We start from the raw sequence: 21,770 nt of genomic DNA, 5'->3' as shown, positions 1-21,770 counted from the left end.
CGGGCCCTGGCGTCGCTGACCCCGCTCCAGGCCACGGTCATCGCCTGCCGCCTCTGCCCGCGGCTCGTCCGTCACCGGGAAGCCGTGGCTGCGCGTCCACCACGCCGTTACGCGGGCCAGAGCTACTGGGCGCGCCCGCTTCCCGGCTTTGGCGACCCGGCGGCCCGGCTCCTGATCCTCGGCCTCGCCCCCGCGGCCCACGGGGGGAACCGCACCGGTCGCATGTTCACCGGCGACGGCAGCGGTCAATGGCTGGCGCGGGCCCTCCACGAAGCTGGCTTCGCCTCCCGAGCGTCCTCCACCCACGTCGGCGACGGCTTCGCCCTCACAGGGGCGTACATCACGGCGGCCGTCCGCTGCGCGCCGCCCGGCAACAAGCCGACCCCGCGCGAGATGGCGCGCTGTCAGCCGTACCTGGAGGCCGAGCTCCGGCTCCTCGAGCGCGTGACGGTTGTGGTCGCGCTCGGGCGAATCGCCTTCGACGCGTTTCTGCGGGCGCGCGCCGCGCTCGGTCGGCCCGGCCTCAGGCCGAAGCCGCGCTTCTCCCACGGCGCCGAAGTGCGGTTCCCCGACGGGGTCACGCTGATCGCGTCCTACCATCCGAGCCAGCAGAACACCTTCACCGGGAAGCTCACGCGCCCGATGCTCGCCCGCGTGTTTGGGCGCGCCCGCCGCCTCGTGAGGGCCGGGTCCGGCTGAAGGGTCGGACGCCCGCGTAGTATCCACGGTCTGGTTGAGCACTCAGAGTCGGGAACGTCACGGTGAGCTGTGCTGAATGATCAGCCCACCGGCCACGACGAGACTTCCGCCGGCGATGAGGCCCCAACTCGGGCGCTCGCCGAAGATTCCCCACGCCAGGGCTTGGCTCACCAGGAAGAAGACGACGATGTAGAGCCCGAGGAGCCGGCCGAAATGTAACGCGGGTTGGTTGACCAGCAAGCCATAGGCCGCAAGGAGAATTGATCCGAGGGCGTATCCCCACGCCTGGCCGCGCAGACCGAGCCGCATGGAGGCGTCGCCGCCCACCTCGAGGAGCGCCGCCACCACCAGCCAGAACATCGTCATTTCCGTCCCTCCGTTGCGCGGGCGCGCCCGAATCGACCCCGTGCGAGCCGCATCAGGCCGCCGGGGATGAAGAGGCCGACCAGAATCAGCATCCCGCCGTAGACGGTGAGCGCGAGGTACTGGGTCTTGAGGCGCAAGGCCTCGCGAATCGCCTCGATCAGAAGGGAGCCCACCAGCGGCCCGAGCACGGTTCCCGAGCCGCCGATCATCGCCATGACGACGGGCCCGACGGCCCGCTCGATGCTGAAGATGTCCACCGGCGTGATGTACGTGGCCTGCCAGGTGTAGACGGCGCCGACCAGGCCCGCCACCCCGGCGCTCGCCGTGAGCGCCGCGCACTTGAAGCGAAAAGGCGCGACCCCGTACGCGCCGATCGCGTCCTCGTCCTCCCGGATCGCCACCAGCGCGAGCCCGATCCGCGAGCGCGAGAGCCACCAGATGGCGACGGTGAGGAAGGCGCAGAGCCCGAGCAGGACGTAGTAGGCCGGGTAGAGGCGGTAGCCAGGCGGGATCGTGAGTCCCTCCGAGCCCCGGGTGAGCCACGCGAGGTTGGAGGTGAGGCGCTCCAGGAGGACGACGAGCCCGAACGTGGCGAGGGCGAAGTAGGCGCCGCGGAGGCGGAAGAACGGGTAGCTCATCACCAGTGCGGCCGCCACCGGGAGCAGGACTGCCGCGATCCAGGCGCGGGGGAGCCCCCAGCCCCCGGCGTAGAGGATGCCGAAGGTGTAGGCGCCGATGCCGAAGAAGGCCGCGTGACCGAGGTTCATATAACCCAGGTGGCCCCCGACGAGATCGTAGCTCTGGGCGAGCGCCGCGGTGAGGAAGAGGGCGAGGAAGAGCGAGGTCACGTAGGTGGTCGTCAGCAGCGGGAGCACGGCGGCGGTGGCCAGGCAGAGGAGGAAGATCGCGAGCCGCGTCATCCCAGGAGCCCGCGGGGGCGGAGGAGCAGGATGGTCACGAGGATCACGAAGGCCACGGTCACCGACCATTCGGCTCCGAGCCAGAAGCCGACCAGCGACTCGGCGAGACCCAGGATCACCGCGCCGAGCAGCGTGCCGGGCAGGTTGCCCAGCCCGCCGAGGACGATGATCGAGAGGTACTTGAGGGTCAGCGGGATCCCGAGGTGGGGCTCGACCGGGATGATCGTGACGAAGAAGACTCCCGCGACCGCCGTGAGGGCGATTCCGATCCCGAAGGTGTTGCGGGAGACCGCGGAGAGGTTGATTCCGGCGAGCATCGCGCCCTCCCTGTCCTCGATCACGGCGCGGATCGCTTTGCCTTCCAGACTCCGCGTCAGGAACGCGTGAAGGGCGAGGGCGAGGCTCAGGATCACGGCGAGGGAGATGAGACGGAGGCTCGAGATCACCACGCTGCCGACGCGGAGCGGCGCGAGCGTGTAGTCGATTCCCTTCACCGGCTGGACCATCGAGAAGGCGCTCAGGTCCTCGATGGCGAGGGCGAGGCCGAGCGTGATCAGGATCGAAGCGACCAGGAACTCGTGCGGCGTCCGGGCGCGGATCGGCCGGATGAGGAGCCGCTCGGTCACCATGCCGACGAGGCCGAAGGCCGGGAGGACCAGCCCGATCCCGAGGAACGGGGAGAGGCCGAAGGTGGTGTAGAGCCAGTAGGTGGCGAGCCCGCCGAGCACCAGGAAGTCGCCGTGGGCGACGTTCAGCACGCGGAGGACGCCGAAGATCAGCGAGAGACCGAAGGCGCCCAGGGCGTAGATGCCGCCCTGCAGGATCCCACCGATGAGGAGCTGAAGGAAAACGTCCATCCGCGGGTCGGTCTGGACTCGGCTCAGGCTGGCGGGGAAAGCCTGTGCCCGCCTAGGTCACCCGCGGGTCGAAGGCGTCGCGGAGCCGGTCCCCGACCAGGTTGATGGCAAGGACGGTCAAGAGGATCGCCAGACCAGGGAAGGTCGGCAGCCACCACGCCACGGTCACGAAGTCTCGGCCGAGGGCGATCATCTGGCCCCAGGTCGGGTAGGCCCGCCCGCTCCCCACGCCGAGGAACGAGAGCGCGGCCTCCTGCAGGATAGCCTGAGCGACTTGCAGGGTCGACAGCACGATGACGGACGAGAAAGTGTTGGGGAGCACGTGCCGGACGAGCGTCCGGAACGAGCCGGCGCCCATGGCCCGCGCCGCCTCGACGAAATCCTTCTCGCGCAGCGCCAGCACCTCGGCCCTGACGACCCTTGCGTACCGTTCCCAGCCGGTCGCGCCGAGGACGACGATGATCGTCACCAGGCTGGGCCCCAGCGCGGCGACGAAGGCCAGTGCCAGCAGGAGCTGCGGGAAGGACAGCGTCACGTCCACGATGGTCATGATGACCATGTCCGGGCGGCCCCCCACATAGCCGCTCAGGAGCCCCAGCGTGACGCCCAGGATCACGCTCACCACCACCGCCGACACGCCGACCAGCAGCGAGATGCGGGCCCCGTGGATGATGCGGGAGAGGACATCCCGCCCAACCTGATCGGTGCCGAGCAGGTGGGCGGGGTGCCCGCCCGTGGCCCAGAACGGCGGCACGAAGCGGCGGATGAGGCTCTGCTTGGCCGGATCGTGAGGCGCGACGAACGGGGCGGCCAAGGCGACGCCCATGACGACGAGGAGGATGAGGCTCCCCAGGAGCGCCATGGGATTGCGCGCCAGCTTCCGCCAGACCCGCGACCGCTCGCCCGCCCGCGGCACCTCGGCGGCGTATTCGACCTGCTCCCGGGGCAGCGTCCTGATGGCCATCGCTTACCGGAGCCGGATCTGGGGGTTGAGGAAAAGGTAGAGCAGGTCCACCACGAAGTTGACGCCGACCACGATCATGGCCAGGAGGAACACGGCCGCCTGGACGACGGGGAAGTCGAGTTGGCGGATGGCGTCCACGATCAGGCGGCCGACGCCGGGAACGGCAAACACGCTCTCGGTGATGACGGCCCCGCCCAGGAGCAGGCCGAACTGGAGCCCGGCCACCGTTACCAGGGGCAGAGCTGCGTTCTTGAGGGCGTGCCGCAGGATCACCCCCCACTCGGATACACCCGTGGCCCGGGCCGTGCGGACGTAGTCCAGGTTGAGGACCTCGAGCATGCTCGACCGCACGATGCGCAGGAGGAGCGGGGCGGAGAAGCTCCCGAGGGTGAGCGCCGGGAGCACCGCTGCCGACCAGCTCTGCCAGCCTGAGACGGGGAGGAGACGCCACTGGACCGCGAATAGCAGGATTAGCATGATGCCGGTCCAGAACACCGGCATGGACTGCCCCAGGAAGACGACGACGGTGGCCACGTGGTCTACCGGGGAGTTGCGCCGGACGGCGCCGTAGATGCCGACGGGGAGCGCCACCGCCAGCGCGAGGCCCATAGCCAGCACGGTGAGGGTGAGGGTGGTCGGCATCCGCTCCAGGACGAGCGGCATCGCCGGCGCCCGGTGGTAGAAGGAATTGCCGAAGTTCCCGGTGGCGGTGTTGGCGACGAACCGCGCGAACTGCGTCGTCAGGGGCTGCTCGAAGCCCAGGGCACCGCGGAGCAGTACCCGGTCGGCCTCCGTCGCCTCCGGCATCATGAGGGCAACCGGGTCGCCGCTGACGTGGAGGATGGAGAAGGTGACGAGCGAGACGCCCAGGCAGACCACGAGCAGGCGGACGACCCGGCGCACCACCAGCGCGGTCACGGTGGCGCGAGCCCCCTCAGGATCGCCGTGCCGGCGCGCGACCCACTACGGCTTGGGCTTGGCGCTAAACAGCCAGAGCCACTCGTCCCCCCGGGCCTGGTACTCGACCTTCCGCGAGATGCCGAGGGTGTCGTACTGGTGGAAGAGGAACATGCTCGGCGACTCCTCCTTGAGCATTCGCAGGATCTGGGAGTACGTCCGCTTGCGCACCGCCTGGTCCACCGTGGAGCGCGCCTGGTCGATGAGCTGGTCCAGGCCCTCCACGCGGATGTACCACTTGCCGACCCAGCCGCCGGGCTCGGTGTGGTACAGCGGGTGCAGGATGGCGTCGGCGTCAAAGACCGAGTAGTAGCCCCAGCTCCCGTAGTAGCCGTGGGTGGCCTTGCCCTCGCCCTGGAAGAACTTGTTCCAGGCCGGGCCGGGATCCCACATCTTGGCGGTGGTCCGGATCCCGACGTCGGTGAGCATCTGGGCGATGGCCTCGAAGACCGGACGGAACTCCACGAAGGCGCTGTGGAGGGTGATGTCCACCCCGTTCGGGTAGCCGGCCTGGGCGAGTAGTTCCTTGGCCTTCTTGAGGTCGTAGGGGTAGGGTGTGACGGCGGGGTCGTAGCCGAAGGCCGCCGGGTGCACCACCGTCGGCACCACCCGACCGAGCCCGCCCATCATCTTCTGGACGATCGCGTTCCGGTCGATGGCGTAGTTCGCTGCCTGGCGGACCAGCTTCTTGTTGAACGGCTCCGTCCGCATGTCGAAGTGGACGTAGTGGGTGCGGAGAATCGGGCCCGAGCTGACGTAGGTCTGAGGATGGGCCTTCAGGTCGGGCACGAGGTCGGCCGAGACGTTGCGGATAATGTCCACCCCGCCCGTCTTCAGTTCGGCGATCTGGGTGGCCACCTCGGGGATGAACCGGAAGGTCAGGTACTTGAAGGCCGGCTTGCCGCGCCAGTGCTGGTCGAAGGCCTCCAAACGGATGTGCTGGCCCCGCTTCCACTCGATGAGCTTCCAGGGGCCGGTCCCCGCCGTGGCCGTTTCACCGAAGGCCTGGTCGCCGACCTTCTCGATGTGCTTCTTGGGGACGATGGGGAAGAAGACCAGCCGCTCCAGGAGCAGCGGGAAGGGCTTGTCGGTGATGATGTGGACGGTGTCCGGGCTGACGATCCGGACCTCCTTGATGGCCCGGACGTTGCCGTACTGGGGCGAGCGTTTCTTCTCCTTGCCCGGCTCGAGGACACGGTCGAAGGAGAACTTCACGTCCTCGGCGGTGAGGGTGTCGCCGCTGTGGAACTTCACGCCAGTGCGGAGCTTGAACTCCCAAGTCGTGTCCGAGAGCGCCTTCCACGACGTGGCCAGCGAGGGCTCGTACTCCAGCTTCGTGTTCTTGTGGAGCAGCGAGTCGAACATGTTGATGTTGACCAGGATGCCCACCCGCTCGAAGTGCATGTGCGGGTCCAGGGTCGGCGCGTGGGAGACCAGGGCGACGACAAGCGTGTCCTTCTGGGCCTCGGCGCCGATCGGAACGAGCAACGCGACGACGCACAAAACCAGGAACAGGTACCAGCGTCTCATCCTGTCGCCCTCCTGTGTTGGTTGGCCAACGTGCGGTCGGTTTGGAACTTGCGGGAACCTTGCCGCATTCGGACGTCGAGGACGCCTCGCATTATGGGAGAGGGTTCGGAGGCTGTCAAGGGCTGTGCCGCTGCCGGGCGTCGCTAGTCCTTGAGGGCGCCGGCGGTGAGCCCCGTCACGAGGAAGCGTTGGAGGAGCAGGTAGAGCAAGCAACCCACGGGCCCGGGAGCCCGCCCTGGAAAAGCTTTGTTCACGGCCACGCCCGCGTGTAGCATGGCACTACCCTGCGCTGGAGGGGGGTCTCGGCCCGCCCGAGTCCCGGGCCGGCAGGGGATCAAGCCCGCTCATGCCATCGCCACCCGTGCCACCGCCCGCGCCTCCCCTGGTCTGGGCCCTCATCGTCTACGCCTGGGTCGCCAACTACCTCATCCGGATGGCGCTCTCGCCGCTGCTTCCACTGATCATGGCGGAGCTCTCGCTCTCGTACACCAAGGCGGGCCTCCTGGCCACGGCCTTCTTCTACGCCTACTTGGCGATGCAGCTCCCCGCCGGTCTCCTCGGTGACCGGCTGGGGCGCAAGCGAGTGCTGCTGAGCGGGATCCTCCTGGGCGCGGCGGCGTCGGTCCTCACGGGTCTCGCCGGGAGTTTTCGCATGCTCTTCCTCGCCCGCCTCCTCACCGGCCTGAGCCAGGGCAGTCTCTTCTCCAACGACCGGGTGATCATCGCGGCCTACACGCCCAGAGAGAAGATGGCCCTGGGCCAGGGAGTCTCCTTCTCAGGACCCGGACTTGGCACCACGCTGGGGCTCCTCCTCGCGGGCGCCCTCGGAGAGCTGATGCCCTGGCGCGGAGTGTTCGTGCTGTTTGCTGTCCCGCCGATCCTGGCCGCATTCCTCCTCTGGCGGTTCGTTCCTGAGCCACCGCCTGCCGAGGTAGATGGGGGTGGGGGGGCGATCCGCGGAGTCATCCGCCATCCAGCCGTCTGGATCCTCGGTGCCGCGGGTATCCTGCCGGCCTATATCCAGTTCGTCCTGGCCACGTGGGCGCCCCTCATGTTCGCCGAGATCGGCGTGACGGGGCTCGGACGCTCGGCCTTCTACGCGAGCCTTCAAGGGCTCCCGGCGCCGTTCGGCCTCTTGGTGATGGGATGGTTGGCTGACCGGGTCCACCGGCGCGGGATCAGCCGGACGGCGGTGATTGCCCTCACGGTGCTGCTGGCGGGGGGCGCCTTTGCGGGCGTGGGGCTCGTCCTGCAGACGGGAGGTTCGCCGGAGCTCCTGGTCGTCCTCATCCTCGTGACGAGCTTCTTCTTCTGGGGGACATGGGGGCCTGTCTACGCTATTCTTGGCGAGCGTGTTCCGCCCTCGTTGCTCAGCACCGCATTTGGCATTCTCAACACCCTCGTCTTCATCGGTGCCGTGGTCGGGCCGATCCTCACCGGCTGGATCAAAGACATCACAGGGTCTTTCGCGTTGGCGTGCTACGCCGCCGCCATCGGCGCCGGCCTGGGAGCGCTGCTCCTTCTCGTGGCCGGCCCCGCGTTCCGTCCACGCAGCGGTCGCTCGGTTGCTGGTGCCGAAGAGCGGCAGGTATAATCGGTCCGTGAAAGCGCTCCTCCGCGTCCTGATCACGGTGCTGGCGCTGCTCGCGGGAGCGGGAGCAGTCTGGGCCGCCGCCGACGTCCTCGAGACCACGCTCGACAACGGCCTCCGGATCCTCCTCCTCCAAGATCGCCGCAGCCCGCTCGTGTCGTTCCAGGTCTGGTACCGTGTGGGCTCGCGCAACGAGTTGCCAGGCGCGACGGGGCTCGCCCACCTGGTCGAGCACATGATGTTCAAGGGGACGCCGACGTACGGACCGGGGATGTACGCACGCCTGATCGAGCAGAACGGCGGCCAGGACAACGCCTTCACCACCCAGGACCACACCGCCTACTTCGTCACCATCGCGGCCGACAAGATCGACCTGGTGCTGGCGCTCGAGGCCGACAGGATGCGGAACCTCGTGCTGGATGCGCAGGCGATCGAGACCGAGCGTCAGGTGGTGATGGAGGAACGGCGGACCCGGACCGAGGACGCCCCCGAGGGGTTCCTCGGCGAGGAACTGGCGGCGATCGCCTTCAAGGCGCACCCGTACGGGTGGCCGATCATCGGATGGATGGAGGACCTGCGGCGGGTCGCGCCGGACGAGGTTCGGGCGTTCTACCGGACCTACTACGTGCCGAACAACGCTCTCATCGTCGCCGTGGGCGACTTCAGCGCGCCCGAGCTGCTCGAGAAGATCAAACGGCAGTTCGGCGTCATTCCGCGTGGCCCGAACCCGCCGCCCGTTAAGGCGTCAGAGCCACCCCAGAACGGCGAGCGCCGGGTCACGGTCAGGAAGAGCGCGCAGCTCCCCGTGATCTTCGTCGGGTATCCGGTCCCCAACTTCGCTTCACCCGACGCCTTCGCGCTGGAGCTCCTCTCCGTGATCCTCTCCGAAGGCCGCGCCTCCCGCCTCTACAAGCGGCTCGTGTACGAGCAGCAGCTCGCGCTGAACGCCGGCGGCGACTACTCCTACTTTTCCGTCGATCCGAACCTCTTCTGGTTCTACGCGACGGCGCTCCCGGGCCAGCCGATTGACAAGGTCGAGGCGGCTCTGATGCAGGAGGTGGAGCGGCTCAAGAGCGAGGGGGTGTCGGAGGTGGAGCTCGCCCGCGCCAAGAACCAGGTCGAGGCCGGGTTCGTGTTCCAGCAGGACTCGATCCACCGGCGGGCCTCGCTCCTGGCGCGTTTCGAGCTGATCGGGGGCTGGCGCCGGCTCGACGGCTTCGTCCCCGGGATCCGCGCCGTGGGCGCCGAGGACCTGAAGCGGGTCGCGCGGCGCTACTTCGCGGACGACCGCCGCAACGTCGGGGTCCTCCTTCCGCTCCCTCCCGGAGCGACGCCCGCTCCGAGGCAGCCGTGATCCCGCGACGCCTCCGCGGCCTCGCCATCGGCCTGGGCGTTGTCCTGCTCGCGGTCGCGGGCGCCTTTGCGGCGCGGGTCCTGAACCAGCGCGGTCCGTTCGCGTCCCTTCTCGTGACAGGCACGATCGAGGCCACCCAGGTCCAGGTGAGCCCGAAGTACGCGGGCCGCATCGTGGCGCTCCTCACGCGCGAGGGGGAGCGCGTGACGCGGGGCCGGCTCCTCGTCCGGCTGGACGACGAGGAGGTCCGGGCCGAGGCGCAGCGTCAGGAGGCGGCAGTCAGGAACGCCGAGGCCCAGCTTCAGGACCTCCTGGCCGGGGCGCGGAAGGAGGAGATCGAAGAGGCCCGCGCCACCGTCGAGCGCGCGAGGGCCCAGCTCCACGACCTCCTCGCGGGCTCGCGCCGGGAAGAGATCGAGCAGGCGCGGCAAAACTTCCGGAGCGCCAGTGCCACCCGCGAGTGGACCGAGCGCGACTTCAAGCGGGCGGAGGAGCTGTTCAGGAAGGAGCTGATCGCAGCCCAGGATGTCGATCGTGCGCGCCAGGCGTACGACGTCGCGGTGGCGCAGGAGCGGTCTGCGCGGGAGCATCTCGAGCTGGTCCTGGCGGGGCCCCGGCCGCACCAGGTGGAGGCGGCGCGCGCCCAGCTCAAGGCCGCCGAGGATCGGCTGAACCTGCTCCTCGCCGGGCCCCGGCCGCACCAGGTGGAGGCGGCGCGGGCCCAGGTGAGGCAGGCCCAGGCCGCGCTGAGCCTCGCGCTGAGCCGCCTGCAGGAAACCGAGATCGCGTCACCGATCACCGGTGTCGTGCTGCGGAAGAACCTGGAGGTCGGCGAGACCGCCAACCCCGGCGTCGCGATCCTGACCCTCGTGGACCCGAACGACCTCTGGCTCCGCGCCTACGTTCCCGAGGCCGACATCGGCCGGATCAAGGTGGGGCAGGCGGCCCGGATCAAGATCGACGCGTTCAGGGACCGGGTGTTCTCCGGCACGATCGTCGAGATCGCCTCCGAGGCCGAGTTCACCCCGAAGAATGTTCAGACCCGGAAGGAGCGCGTGAACCTGGTCTTCCGTATCAAGATCGAGGTGAGCAACCCCGAAGGGATCCTCAAGCCGGGTATGCCGGCCGACGCCGAGATCGTCCTGTGAGGGCACTCCGTGGATGATCACGCAGTGGTGACCCGGGGGCTGACGCGGCGGTTCGGTAAGCTCACCGCCGTCGACCACCTCGATCTCGCCGTGAGGGGCGGCGAGCTCTACGGCTTTCTCGGCCCGAACGGCGCAGGGAAGTCGACGACCCTCCGGATGCTCTGCGGCATCCTGGCCCCCTCCGAGGGGGGCGGCACGGTCCTCGGCATCGACCTGATCGCCGAGCCCGAGAGGGTGAAGTCAGCCATCGGCTACATGTCCCAGAAGTTCTCCCTCTACGACGACCTGACGGCGGAGGAGAACCTGACCTTCTACGCGCGCGTGTACATGGTGCCGCGGGCCGAGCGCGACAGCCGGGTCGAGCAGATGGTCCGCCTCTCCGACCTCGCAGGGCAGGAGAAGAAGCGGGCGGCGTTCCTCTCGGGGGGCTACCGCCAGCGCCTGGCCCTGGCCTGCTCGATGGTTCACCGCCCCCGCCTGGTGTTCCTCGACGAGCCGACTGCGGGCGTCGATCCCGTGTCGCGGCGGAACTTCTGGGGGCTGATCCGCCGCCTCGTCGAGGAGGGGATCACCGTCGTGGTCACCACGCACTACATGGACGAGGCCGAGCTCTGCGACACGCTCGGCTTCATCTACCAGGGCAAGCTGATCGCCCAGGGGACCCCGGCGGCGATCAAGAGCGAGACCTTTCGCAAGCCCGTGGTCGAGGCCGAGACAGCGGACCTCCGGCGCGCCCTGGATCTCCTGCGCGAGTGGGACGCGGTGGAGGAGGCGATCCGGGTCGGCGCGCGGGTGCGGGTCATCCTGGCCGACGAGCACCGGACGGCAGAGGACGTGGGCGCCTATCTCCGGACCCGCGGCGTGTCCGTCGTCTGGGCCAACGCGGTCGAGCCCTCCGTCGAGGACCTGTTCGTCTCCTTCGTGGACGTCGAGCGCAAGGCCCGGCTGCGGGAGCAGCTCCGCGCGGTGACGGTCTAGCAGGATGCTCAAATACGGCTGCGGTGGCATTGTCCTCATGCATCCTTCGAGCGCGGGCTCTGCCCGCGCCAGCTCCGGGGGAGGCTTCGGAGGGGGCCGTCGAGGCCCCCTCCGATGATCTAGCGCATGGGGTCGCGGCTCTACGGCATGATCGCCAAGGAGTTCATCCACCTCCGGCGCGATCCGCTCGCGGTGACCCTCGCCCTGTTCGTTCCGGTCGTCATGCTCTTCATCTTCGGCTGGGCGATCAACACCGACGTCAAGCACGTCCCGACGGTCGTCCTCGACCAGTCCGGGAGCGTGGAGGCTCGGACGCTCCTGGAGGCCCTGGTCAACAGCCAGTACTTCGACCTCACCCACTGGGCGCGGAGCCATGGCGAGCTGACCCGGCTGATCGACGAGGGAAACGCCAAGGTCGGCGTGGTGATCCCGCCCGACTACGCCAGGCGCCTCGCCCGCCAGGCGGCCGAGATCCAGGTGATCGTGGACGCCTCCGATCCCATGGTGGCGACCTCGGCCATCAACGCCGCGACCTCACTCGGGCTCCAGCGATCGATCCAGGTCCTTTCGCGGAACCTCGAGGGAACGGCGCTCCTCCGCCGGCTGGACGAGCCGCCGGTGGACTTCCGGGTCCGGGCCTGGTACAACCCCGACCTGGTCAGCGCCATCTTCATCGTGCCGGGACTCATCGGCGCGCTGCTCATGCAGACCACGATCACAGCCATGGCCGTCACGGTGGTGCGGGAGCGCGAGAAGGGGACGCTGGAGGCGCTCATCGTCAGCCCGATCCGGCGCTGGGAGCTGATGCTCGGGAAGATCATCCCCAACCTGCTTGTGGCCTACGGGCAGATGACGATGGCGCTCGTCGTGGCGCACTACGTCTTCGACGTGCCGATCCGCGGGAGCCTCCCGCTCCTCTACACGCTGTCCCTGGTCTTCATGTGGGGGACGCTCGGGATCGGGATCTACGTCTCGACGGCGGCGCGCACCGTTCCCCAGGCCATGCAGCTCTCCTTCCTCACGTTCCTGCCCTCCATCTACCTCTCGGGCCTCCTCTTCCCTATCGAGGGGATGCCCGTCGGCGCCCAGTATCTCGCCGCGATCATCCCGCTCACCTACTACCTGCGCATCGTCCGGGGCATCGTCCTCAAGGGCGTCGGGATCGACTACCTCTGGCCGAACGTGCTGCCGCTGCTCGCCTTCGGGGCGATCATCTTCACGCTCGCCGTGCTGCGCTTCAGGAAGTCGCTGGATTGAGCGCCCGGCTCATGCGACGCCTCGCGGGAGCGCTCCTGATTCCTGTGCTCCTCGCCGCATCGGCCCCGGCCGCGCTGCTGAACGTGCGCCGCGAGGTCCTGCCCAACGGGATCGTCCTCCTGCTCTCCGAGCGCCCCGGCATTCCGATCGTCGTCGCCCGCGCCTACGTGCGGGCGGGGTCGGCCTTCGACCCGCCTGACCACCCTGGGCTCGCCAACCTGACCGCCGCGCTCCTGACCCGAGGGACCAGCCGGCGGACGGGACCGCAGCTCGACGAGGCCATCGAGTTTGTCGGCGGGAGCCTCGGCGCCGAGGCCGGGCGCGATGGCGTCACGGTGTCGCTCTCGGTGCTGAAAAAGGACCTCGCTCTCGGCCTCGACCTGCTGGCCGAGCTCCTGCGCGAGCCGTCGTTCCCCGAGGCGGAGCTCACGCGGAGGGTCAAGGAGATCCAGGCGGCCATCCGCCGGTCGGAGGACGACCCGGAGAGCGTCGCGGGGCGTGCGCTGAACGCGCTCCTCTATCCGGGGCATGCCTATGGCCATCCGGTAGCCGGCACCGAAGTCTCGGTCGGCAAGCTGACGCGCGACCACGTCGTGGGGTTCTACCGGCGCCACTACCGACCGGACGCGCTGGTCGTGACGGTGGTCGGGGACGTGAGGCGCGAGGAGATCCTGCGCGAGCTCGCCGCCCGCCTCGGCGGGTGGTCTGACCCGCGCGACCCCGCACCCCGGGTGCCGCCACCCCCCGTCGCGCCACCGATCCAGACCGCGACGGTCCGCCGCCCGCTGACGCAGGCGACGGTCTACCTGGGGCGTCCCGTCATTCCTCACGACCATCCCGACTACTACCCGCTCCGGGTCGCAAGCTACATCCTCGGCGGCGGGTCCGCCTCCCGCCTCTACACGAAGGTGCGCGACGAGGCCGGGCTCGCCTACTGGGTGGGGAGCCATCTGTCCGTCGGGCGCTACGGCGTCTCCTTCGCCGTGAGCCTCCAGACCCGCACCGACGGCGTGGACCGCGCGCTCGGGATGGTCCGGGCGGAGCTCGCGCGGATGGGCAGGGAGGCTGTCTCGGATGCGGAGCTGGCGCTGGCGAAGGCGTACCTGATCGGGAGCCTCCCGCTGCGGATGGACACGTCGGCGGAGCTTGCAAACCTGCTCGTCACGGTCGAGGAGCTGGGGTTGGGCCTGGATTACCCGGACCGCTTCAGGGAGCGCGTGAAGAGGGTCAGCGCGACCGATGTGCTGCGTGCCGCCCGGCTCTACCTCGATCCGGTCACGCTGTCCAGCGTGAGGGTGGGGGAAACGGCCGAGAAGCCATGAGCTTCCTCGGAGGGGGCGCACCCACGCCGACCCCCCGCGCTACCGCGCGGGTGTGGCGCGGGTACCCGCCCCTTCCGAACTTCCCCCCGTGCAGTTCGAGCCGAGGGGCTCCCGACGAGCCACAGGCATGGCAGTTCGAGCCGAGGCGCTTCGGCGCCGGCAGTTTCATCGCCGGTGCCAGCGACGAGGCGAGGCCCGAGTAAATGAGCCACGAGGCGAGGCCCGAGTTAGTTGCGCCGGCCGGGTACCCACGCCGGAGGCGTGGGTGGGCGCTCGAGGGCACGGTGCCGACTCATGAGCGAAGGTAGTCCAGTGCGCGGCCGCGAGGCTGGTACAATGTGGTGGCCATGCGTTGTCGGTCTGTCGCCGTCGCCGTGTCGCTCGCCTGTCTCATCGGAAGTGCTCCGCTCTCGGCGGCGTCGTTCTCGCTCACGCCCGAGGAGACCCGGGAGGCGATCCGGGTGGGCCAGCGGAGCGTGGTCGCCGAGGAGTTGGGCAGCGAGTGGCAGCTCGTGAACCCGAACGGCGAGTCCCTCACGGTCATGACACCCTTCTACCGTCTCGCCCTGGCCGCCCGGAACGCGGCCTTCAAGAACGAGATGCTCAAGCCGCGGGAGGTCGAGTCGCTGCTCAACGAGAACAAGGGGCGGATTCTCTTCTCCGTGAAGCTCCACGGGAACCGGGTTGACTTCGCCCGCTGGTACGCGCCGGTTCTCGTGCTCCCAGACCGCGAGGAGGTCAAGCCCGCGTTCGTCCAGAACGAGCGGACGGCCCTGCGCCTGGAGAGCGGACGCTACCTCGCGCGCTGCCTCTACTCGTTCCCGACCGAGGGCCTCCGCCCCACGGCGCGGGTCACGCTCCTCGTGCGAGACCTGGAGCGCAAGGACGTCGCGCGTTTCACGGTGGACCTTTCAGCCATGCGGTGAGGAGGAGACGCGATGGTCACGAAGGAACGGTTTCGGCAGGGGATGACGTTCCAGCAGTACCTGGATCAGATGGGCACCAACAAAGAGAAGTTCCTCCAGTTCCTGCAGGAGATCAAGATCAGCTCCGAAGACCGCGAGGCGGTGAAGAAGCTCGGGGGGAAGAAGCTCAACGTCGTCGTGATCACCGAGGACTGGTGCGGCGACGCGCTCTACAACTTTCCCGTCCTCGCCAGGCTGGTGGAGGGGCTCCGCGACGTCGAGATGCGCGTTTTCCTCCGCGACCAGAATCCGGACCTGATGGACCAGTACCTGAACCGGGGGCTGTACCGATCCATCCCCGTGTTTGCCTTCTTCGACGAGAACATGAACGAGATCGCGCGCTTCATCGAGCGCCCGCCGAAGGTCACCGAGGTCATCGAGCAGAAAATGCTCGAGGTGCGCCGGGCCCTCCGCGCCGAGCACCTGGAGGACTGGCGGCAGGCAGTCGTCGACGAGGTGCGAGGCCTCATGAACGTGTAGGGGACACGCCGTGCCGGTCCACGGCTGGATCGGCCTCGTCGTCCTTGCTCTCGCGGAGAGCCTTCTCTTCGCGGGAAACCGGCTCGTGGGGGAGTGGTTCACGCCCCTCGTCTGGACCGGGTACATCCTCCTCGCGGACGGCCTCGTCGCGCGCTGGACCGGCGACTCCTACCTGACCACCCGTCGCCTGGAGCTGGTCCTCGTGGTCCTGGCATCGGTCAGCTCCTGGTGGCTCTTCGAGTTCTACAACGCGCCGCGCTTCTGGCGGGGCGGGGCGGCGCTCGAGGGGCTCTGGTGGCACTACCACAACCTCGAGCCCAACCCGTTCCTGCGTCGCGTCGGCTATGACTGGGCCTTTGCAACGATCTTTCCCGGCCTCTTCCTTACCGCCGAGCTGCTCAAGGCGCGGGTCTTCGCTCGGCTGGTGGGCCTTCGGGCGATCCGGGTGCCCGCGTGGGCGCTCCGGCTCTCCGTCGTGCTCGGCGCGGTCGCGGCGCTGCTCCCGCTCCTCGTGGTCTCGGCGTGGCTGGTTCCGCTGGTGTGGGTCGCCTACGCGCTCCTCCTGGAGCCCCTCAACTATTGGCGCGGGAGCCGGTCGTGGCTCAGGGAGATCCAGACCGGTGACTATCGGACCCTGGCCGCCCTCCTCGGCAGCGGGACGATCTGTGGCATCCTCTGGGAGTTCTGGAACTACTGGGCGCTCATCCGGTGGACCTACACGGTGCCCTACTGGGCCGAGGCGAAGCTCTTCGAGATGCCGGTGCTCGGCTACCTCGGGTTCCCCGCATTCGCGCTGGAAGCGTTCGCGATGTATCATTTCGTCGCTTCGCTCGTCGCTCCCACGCGCTCGCCGCTCCCCGGGAGGGCTACGTCATGAACGTGGCGCAGATGCTTGAACGGTCGGCCTTCTACTTCGCGGACCGCCCGGCGCTCGTCTTCAGGGGCCGGCGCTGGACCTACCGGGAGCTGGACCGGGAGGCCTCGGCGCTGGCCTCCGGGCTCCGGGGGCTTGGACTCAAGCCCGGCGAGAGGCTCGGGCTTCACCTGCCCAACTGGCCCGAGTTCGTCCTGACCTACTACGCGGCCCAGAAGACCGGCCTCGTCCCCCTCTCGCTCAACGTGACCTACAAGGCCGACGAGCTTGCCTACCTGTGCCAGGACGGCGAGGTCGCGGGGGTGGTGACGGCCGACCCGGTGGCCGGGAACCTCCCCCCGAGAGCGAGCGTCCCGTCCGTCCGCCACCTGATCCGGGTCGGCTCGCCGGTCGGAGACGCCGTGGATTTCGCGGGACTCAGGGGTGACCCGGCCTTCCGCGCCCTGGACCTCGACCGCGACGAGACCGCGGCGATCCTCTACACGTCGGCGACGACCGGCCGCCCGAAGGGCGTCATGCTGACTCACGCCAACGTCATCTCGAACGCCTACGCCACCGTCCACCACCTCAGGATGACGCCGGAGGACCGGGGCCTGTGCGCGCTCCCGCTGTTCCACTGCTTCGGCCAGAACTTCGTCATGAACGCGCTGGCCACCGCAGGCGGCACCCTGGTCGTCCAGGAACGCTTCGTCGCGGAGGAGTTCCTGGCCGCCATCGGGCGGGAGCGGATCAGCCTCCTCTACGCGGTCCCCACCATGTACATCCTCCTGCTCAACGCGGGCCTGGCAAAGTACGACCTCGCCCCGCTCCGCCTCTGCTTCTCCGCCGCCGCGATGCTCCCGGAGGACGTGGAGCAGCGCTGGCACGAGACCACCGGCCACTGGATCCACCAGGGCTACGGCCTCACCGAGTGCTCGCCGTTTGCGTCCTACAACCACGAGACCCGGCACAAGCCGGGCTCGATCGGGACGCCCATCGAGAACGTGGAGATGAAGGTGGTCGACGAGAACGGGAACGAACTGCCGGACGGCGAACTGGGCGAGATCGTCATCAAGGGGCCCAACGTCATGAAGGGGTACTTCCGGAACCCGGAGGCGACGGCGCAGGCGGTGCGGAACGGCTGGCTCCACTCGGGCGACATCGGCTACCGGGATCCGGATGGCTACTACTACGTCGTCGACCGCGTCAAGGACATGATCAACGTGGCGGGCTTCAAGGTGTTCCCGCGCGAGGTGGAGGAGATTCTGTTCCGTCATCCGGCGGTGAGGGAGGCGGCGGTGGTGGGGATGCCGGACCCGGTCCGGGGAGAAGCCGTCAGGACGTTTGTCGTCCTGAGGGAAGGGATGCGCGCGGACGCGGATACGGTGCGCGCCTTCTGCCGGGACAAGATTGCCTCCTACAAGGTCCCCGACGCCGTGGAGTTCATCCCCGCGCTTCCCAAGAGCCCCACGGGAAAGATCCTCAAGAAGGAGCTCCGGGGCCGATGAGGAAACAGGAGGAGGGCTACGTGCTCGAGAACCGGCGTATCGTCCTTCAGGGCTCGCGCGACGCGCTCCTCGCCAACGGCCTGATCAAGCAGGCATACCTCGGGAGGTAGGAGCCGGGCAGTCGGCCGAGGGATCGGGGCGCGCCTTGAAGAGGGCGAGCGGGGTGTGGTACAAAAAGGCGTCACGGGGGGAGGAGCCATGACGACTGTAACCAAGGCCGGCCTCGAAGACGTTGTCGTTTCCACCTCTGAGATCTGCTTCATCGACGGCCACCAGGGCCGACTGCTGTACCGCGGCTTCGACATCGACGATCTCGTCGCCCAATCCACCTTTGAGGAGGTCGTCTACCTCCTCTGGCATGGCGCGCTTCCGTCCCGGAAAGAGCTTGACGCCCACCGTCGGGCTCTGACGCGGGCGCGGAGGCTCCCGCCCCGGCTGATCGCCATGCTGAAGGCGCTCCCCAGGACGACCACCCCCATGGAGGTGCTCCGGACCGGGGTCTCGGCGCTCGCGGCGTTCGACCCCGACGCTGGGGACAACTCGCGCGAGGCGACCCTCCGCAAGGCCGTCCGGCTCACCGCGCAGATGCCAACGGTGGTCGCGGCCTGGGACCGCATCCGGCGCGGCAAGCCGCTCGTGGCCCCCGATCCGAGGCTCAACCTGGCGGCCAACTGCCTCTACATGATGTTCGGCAAGAAGCCGAGCGACCTCGCCAGCAAGACGCTCGACGTCGCCCTGATCCTCCACGCTGACCACGAGTTCAACGCGTCCACTTTCGCCGCTCGGGTCACCGCCGCGACCCTCTCCGACCTCCACTCGGCGATCACCTCGGCCATCGGGGCGCTCAAGGGTCCCCTCCACGGTGGCGCCAACGAGCAGGTGATGCACATGGTGGCGCAGATCAAGACGCCACCCCGAGCCGAGGTGTGGATCCGGAAGGCCCTGGCCGATAAGGTCCGCGTCATGGGCTTCGGCCACCGGGTCTATCGGGTCGAGGACCCCCGGGCCAAGCACCTCCGGCGCCTGGCCACCGAGCTGGGCCACCAGACGGGCGACACCCACTACGTGGAGATCCTCAACACGGTGGCACGGGTGGTCACGGAGGAGAAGCACATCTACCCCAACGTGGACCTCTACTCGGGCGCGGCGTACAGCATCATGGGGATCCGGCCGGACCAGTTCACCCCGATCTTCGCCGTCAGCCGGGTCGCCGGCTGGTCCGCCCACGTCCTGGAGCAGCACGCCCACAACCGGCTCATCCGGCCACGCGCCGATTACACCGGGCCCACCAGCGCCAGCTACGTCCCCATCGACCAGCGCTAAAAACCTCGGAGGGGGGCTTCGCCCCCCTTCCGATTCCTCCCCCCAACGATTGCGCCGGCGGAGCCGGCGCCCGAACAGGGCTAGCTGCGACACAGGGAGCCGAGAATGATCACGCGGGTGAGCGTGGTGATCCCGGTCTTCAATCAGCTCGCCCTCACGCGCGGCTGTCTCGAGAGCCTTCGCGCGACGACGGTGCCGCTCGATCTGGTCGTCGTCGACAACGGCTCGACCGACGCAACGGGCGAGTTCTTCCGGTCCTTCGCCTATCCCTATCCTCTTAGCTACCGCCGGAACGCTGGAAACCTGGGCCTGATCAAGGCGCTGAACCAGGGCTGGCGACTTGCCCCCGGCGAGTTCGTCTGCTTTCTGCACAACGATACCGAGATGCGGGATCCGCGGTGGCTCGAGCGGCTCGTCGAGGCGCTCGAATCCGATCCGTCGGTGGGGCTGGCAGGTCTGTACGGGGCGAAGCGGGTCCGGCGTGACGGCCGGTACGCCGGGCGGACCATCGTCCACTGCCTTGCTGACGCTCCGACACTCCGGGACCCGATGGCGGAAGTGGCGGTGGTGGACGGGGTATGCCTCTTCATCCGCCGGAGTCTCCTGGAAGAGCTGGGCGGCGTCGACGAGGGGTACGGCTTCTTTCACGGCTACGACAAAGACCTCTCGTTCGAGGTGCGCGAGCACGGGCGGCGTTGCGTGGTCGTGAACGCGCCGTTCGTCCACCACGGGGGGCGGACGCGGATGAGCCTGGCCGGTGAGGCGGCCTGGAACGGGGACGAGCTGGTGCAGCGGCGGGAGGCCTGGGCCCGCTTCGCCAGGAAATGGGCGCATCGGCTTCCCTGCGACGTGCGCACGCCGCAGGAGCGGCTGGGCGACTGGGTCTCCAAGCTTCGATGATCCCCTTCGTCAAGGGACACGGCCTCGGCAACGACTACCTGGTGCTGAACGGGAGAGACCTGGACTTCCCGCTGACGCCCCTCGCCGTCCGGAGGCTCTGCCACAGGAACTGGGGGATCGGCTCGGACGGGGTCCTCCTGCTCGTCGACGCCGCCAACGCAGACTTCGGTCTCAGGATCTTCAACCCCGACGGGAGCGAGGCCGAGAAGTCGGGGAACGGCGTCAGGATCTTTGCCAAGTACCTCTACGAGCACGGCCACGCGAAGCGCCCCGGGTTCAGCGTCGAGACCAAAGGCGGCGTGGTCGAGTGCCAGTGCCACGTCGCCGGCGGCCGAGTCGCCTCGGTGACGGTCGAGATGGGGCAGGCGACGTTTCGGGCTCCTGATATCCCCATGAACGGCCCGGACCGGGAGGTCGTGCGCGTCCCGCTGCAGGTGAACGACCACTTTCTTCGGATCACGGCGCTCTCGGTGGGGAACCCGCACTGCGTGATCTTCACCGAGCGGCTCGACGAGGCCGAGGTGAGGCGCCTCGGCCCGCTCATCGAGCACCATCCCGCCTTCCCGAACCGGACCAATGTCCAGTTCGCCAGGGTGGAGGCGCGCGACCGGGTCGCGATCCTGATCTGGGAGCGCGGCGCCGGCTTCACCCTCGCCTCGGGCTCCTCCTCGTGCGCCGTCGCTTCCGCCGCCGTGAAGAACGGGCTCTGCGATCACGGGCGGGTGCGGGTCGTGATGCCGGGAGGCGAGCTGGTGGTCGAGGTCCGTCGCGACTGGTCGCTCCGTCTCGACGGGCCGGTGGAAGAGGTCTGCAGCGGGACGCTCTCGCCGGAGCTCGTCGCAGCCCTCAAGGCGGGAACTCCGATCCCCTGACGCTCGCCCATGCTCCCGCGCGCCGTCCTCCTCGTGGGGCTTCTCCTGGCTTCTGCGGGCCCAGCCCTGGGCCAGCCTGAGGCCGTTCGATGCGGGAGCGTCATCACCCGGGACGTCACGCTCAACCAGGAGCTGGCCTGCCCCGGGGACGGGCTCAGCGTCAGCCGCGACGGCGTCACGCTGGACCTCGGGGGGAAGACCCTCAGGGGTCCCGGGCTCGGAGCCTGGACGTGGCCCCAGCCTCAGCTCTCGAGCGTCGGGATCCGCGTCACGGCGAAGAACGTCGTCGTCAGGAACGGCCGCGTCGAGAACTTCGGGACCGCCATCTTCGTGGATCGGGTCCAGGGCGTGCGCATCCAGGCGGTGCAGGCCGACCAGAGCTTCTACGGGATCTACCTCCGCGAGGCTCAAGACACCAGCGTGACGGGAGCGACCGTGCGGGAAAATGTCTACGGCCTCCACATCGCGCAGTCCCATGCAAACCGCGTCGAGGGGAACACGATCAGCCGCTCCTACTACCGGAGCCCGGGCGGCTACGGGATCTTCATGGTCCAGTCCACGCGGAACGTGATCAGGCGGAACCAGATCGTCGGCAACGCCAACCAGGGCGTCTGGCTCGTGGACTGCCGCGACAACCGGATCTACCACAACACGATCGCCGGCAACTCGCCGAACGCCCTCGACGACACCGGCGCCGGCTTCTGGTACTCGCCCGAGCTCAGGCAGGGGAACTTCTGGGACGACTATCAGGGTCGGGACGCCAACGGCGACGGGATCGGCGACACGCCCTACCGCATCAGCGGTAGCGGGGAGGACCCGTACCCGCTGATGCAGCGCGACGCCTGGCGAAAATAAATAACAAGTCGATCGAGCACTGTGCGGTGGAGCCTCGACTCAGAAGTCGCATCGTATGTAATTGATATTGT

21 protein-coding genes are annotated in these 21,770 nt (G+C 68.7%); 15 read left to right on the top strand and 6 right to left on the bottom strand.

The genetic code is table 11. The features are described from left to right. The first annotated feature begins 6 nt into the window (after window positions 1–6). Entirely contained in the window at window positions 7–699 is a 693-nt protein-coding gene (locus HY726_12240; protein ID MBI4609766.1) for a uracil-DNA glycosylase, read from the top strand. A 57-nt stretch (window positions 700–756) separates the two neighbouring features. Here the strand turns inward: HY726_12240 and HY726_12235 are convergent, their stop codons facing one another. From HY726_12235 to HY726_12210, 6 genes are read right to left on the bottom strand one after another with little or no spacing between them, the layout of a single operon-like run. Next, a complete protein-coding gene (locus HY726_12235; GenBank protein MBI4609765.1) occupies window positions 757–1,065 on the bottom strand; it encodes a hypothetical protein in 309 nt (102 codons plus the stop codon). Beyond that, window positions 1,062–1,985, bottom strand: coding sequence for a branched-chain amino acid ABC transporter permease (locus HY726_12230; GenBank protein MBI4609764.1), 924 nt, complete (start codon window positions 1,983–1,985; stop codon window positions 1,062–1,064). The genes HY726_12235 and HY726_12230 overlap by 4 nt, the downstream gene beginning before the upstream one ends. After that, window positions 1,982–2,842 (bottom strand): branched-chain amino acid ABC transporter permease, encoded by an 861-nt coding sequence (locus tag HY726_12225; GenBank protein ID MBI4609763.1) that lies wholly within the window; start codon window positions 2,840–2,842, stop codon window positions 1,982–1,984. Before HY726_12225 ends, HY726_12230 begins: the two co-directional genes overlap by 4 nt. A gap of 52 nt (window positions 2,843–2,894) precedes the next feature. Then, window positions 2,895–3,806 carry an ABC transporter permease gene (locus HY726_12220; protein MBI4609762.1) on the bottom strand — a complete coding sequence of 304 codons (912 nt, stop codon included), beginning with the start codon at window positions 3,804–3,806 and terminating at the stop codon, window positions 2,895–2,897. 3 nt (window positions 3,807–3,809) lie between these two features. Continuing rightward, window positions 3,810–4,724 carry an ABC transporter permease gene (locus HY726_12215; protein ID MBI4609761.1) on the bottom strand — a complete coding sequence of 305 codons (915 nt, stop codon included), beginning with the start codon at window positions 4,722–4,724 and terminating at the stop codon, window positions 3,810–3,812. Between the two features lie 45 nt (window positions 4,725–4,769). Continuing rightward, the gene (locus tag HY726_12210) at window positions 4,770–6,293 is read right to left on the bottom strand and encodes a hypothetical protein (GenBank protein ID MBI4609760.1); all 1,524 of its coding nucleotides are present in this window, start codon (window positions 6,291–6,293) and stop codon (window positions 4,770–4,772) included. Between the two features lie 346 nt (window positions 6,294–6,639). Between HY726_12210 and HY726_12205 the strand changes: the two genes are divergently transcribed. The 14 genes from HY726_12205 to HY726_12140 all read left to right on the top strand — a co-directional run bounded on the left by HY726_12205 (window position 6,640) and on the right by HY726_12140 (window position 21,699). Continuing rightward, a complete protein-coding gene (locus HY726_12205) occupies window positions 6,640–7,887 on the top strand; it encodes an MFS transporter (protein ID MBI4609759.1) in 1,248 nt (415 codons plus the stop codon). 46 nt (window positions 7,888–7,933) lie between these two features. Continuing rightward, complete coding sequence (locus HY726_12200) at window positions 7,934–9,238, top strand: insulinase family protein (protein ID MBI4609758.1); 1,305 nt, start codon at window positions 7,934–7,936, stop codon at window positions 9,236–9,238. Continuing rightward, the gene (locus HY726_12195) at window positions 9,235–10,386 is read left to right on the top strand and encodes an efflux RND transporter periplasmic adaptor subunit (GenBank protein ID MBI4609757.1); all 1,152 of its coding nucleotides are present in this window, start codon (window positions 9,235–9,237) and stop codon (window positions 10,384–10,386) included. Before HY726_12200 ends, HY726_12195 begins: the two co-directional genes overlap by 4 nt. A gap of 9 nt (window positions 10,387–10,395) precedes the next feature. Beyond that, a complete protein-coding gene (locus HY726_12190; GenBank protein MBI4609756.1) occupies window positions 10,396–11,364 on the top strand; it encodes an ABC transporter ATP-binding protein in 969 nt (322 codons plus the stop codon). Window positions 11,365–11,490: 126 nt separating this feature from the next. Further along, window positions 11,491–12,621, top strand: coding sequence for an ABC transporter permease (locus HY726_12185; protein MBI4609755.1), 1,131 nt, complete (start codon window positions 11,491–11,493; stop codon window positions 12,619–12,621). After that, complete coding sequence (locus tag HY726_12180) at window positions 12,618–13,943, top strand: insulinase family protein (GenBank protein MBI4609754.1); 1,326 nt, start codon at window positions 12,618–12,620, stop codon at window positions 13,941–13,943. The genes HY726_12185 and HY726_12180 overlap by 4 nt, the downstream gene beginning before the upstream one ends. A 347-nt stretch (window positions 13,944–14,290) precedes the next feature. Beyond that, window positions 14,291–14,869 (top strand): hypothetical protein, encoded by a 579-nt coding sequence (locus tag HY726_12175; GenBank protein ID MBI4609753.1) that lies wholly within the window; start codon window positions 14,291–14,293, stop codon window positions 14,867–14,869. Between the two features lie 12 nt (window positions 14,870–14,881). After that, on the top strand, window positions 14,882–15,388 hold the full coding sequence (locus HY726_12170) for a thioredoxin family protein (GenBank protein ID MBI4609752.1): 507 nt from the start codon (window positions 14,882–14,884) through the stop codon (window positions 15,386–15,388). A 10-nt stretch (window positions 15,389–15,398) separates the two neighbouring features. Then, window positions 15,399–16,265 carry a hypothetical protein gene (locus tag HY726_12165; GenBank protein MBI4609751.1) on the top strand — a complete coding sequence of 289 codons (867 nt, stop codon included), beginning with the start codon at window positions 15,399–15,401 and terminating at the stop codon, window positions 16,263–16,265. Then, window positions 16,262–17,749 carry a long-chain fatty acid--CoA ligase gene (locus HY726_12160; GenBank protein MBI4609750.1) on the top strand — a complete coding sequence of 496 codons (1,488 nt, stop codon included), beginning with the start codon at window positions 16,262–16,264 and terminating at the stop codon, window positions 17,747–17,749. Before HY726_12165 ends, HY726_12160 begins: the two co-directional genes overlap by 4 nt. Window positions 17,750–17,947: 198 nt before the next feature. Then, entirely contained in the window at window positions 17,948–19,072 is a 1,125-nt protein-coding gene (locus HY726_12155) for a citrate synthase (GenBank protein MBI4609749.1), read from the top strand. Between the two features lie 105 nt (window positions 19,073–19,177). Then, window positions 19,178–19,972 (top strand): glycosyltransferase, encoded by a 795-nt coding sequence (locus tag HY726_12150; protein ID MBI4609748.1) that lies wholly within the window; start codon window positions 19,178–19,180, stop codon window positions 19,970–19,972. Beyond that, entirely contained in the window at window positions 19,969–20,844 is an 876-nt protein-coding gene (locus HY726_12145) for a diaminopimelate epimerase (GenBank protein MBI4609747.1), read from the top strand. Before HY726_12150 ends, HY726_12145 begins: the two co-directional genes overlap by 4 nt. A 9-nt stretch (window positions 20,845–20,853) precedes the next feature. Continuing rightward, window positions 20,854–21,699: a right-handed parallel beta-helix repeat-containing protein gene (locus HY726_12140; protein ID MBI4609746.1), complete on the top strand. Its 846-nt coding sequence runs from the start codon at window positions 20,854–20,856 to the stop codon at window positions 21,697–21,699. Window positions 21,700–21,770 lie beyond the last annotated feature (71 nt).

It is taken from the genome of Candidatus Rokuibacteriota bacterium, from assembly GCA_016209385.1.
GTDB lineage: Bacteria > Methylomirabilota > Methylomirabilia > Rokubacteriales > CSP1-6 > JACQWB01.
This window is presented reverse-complemented; position numbering and strand designations above follow the sequence as displayed.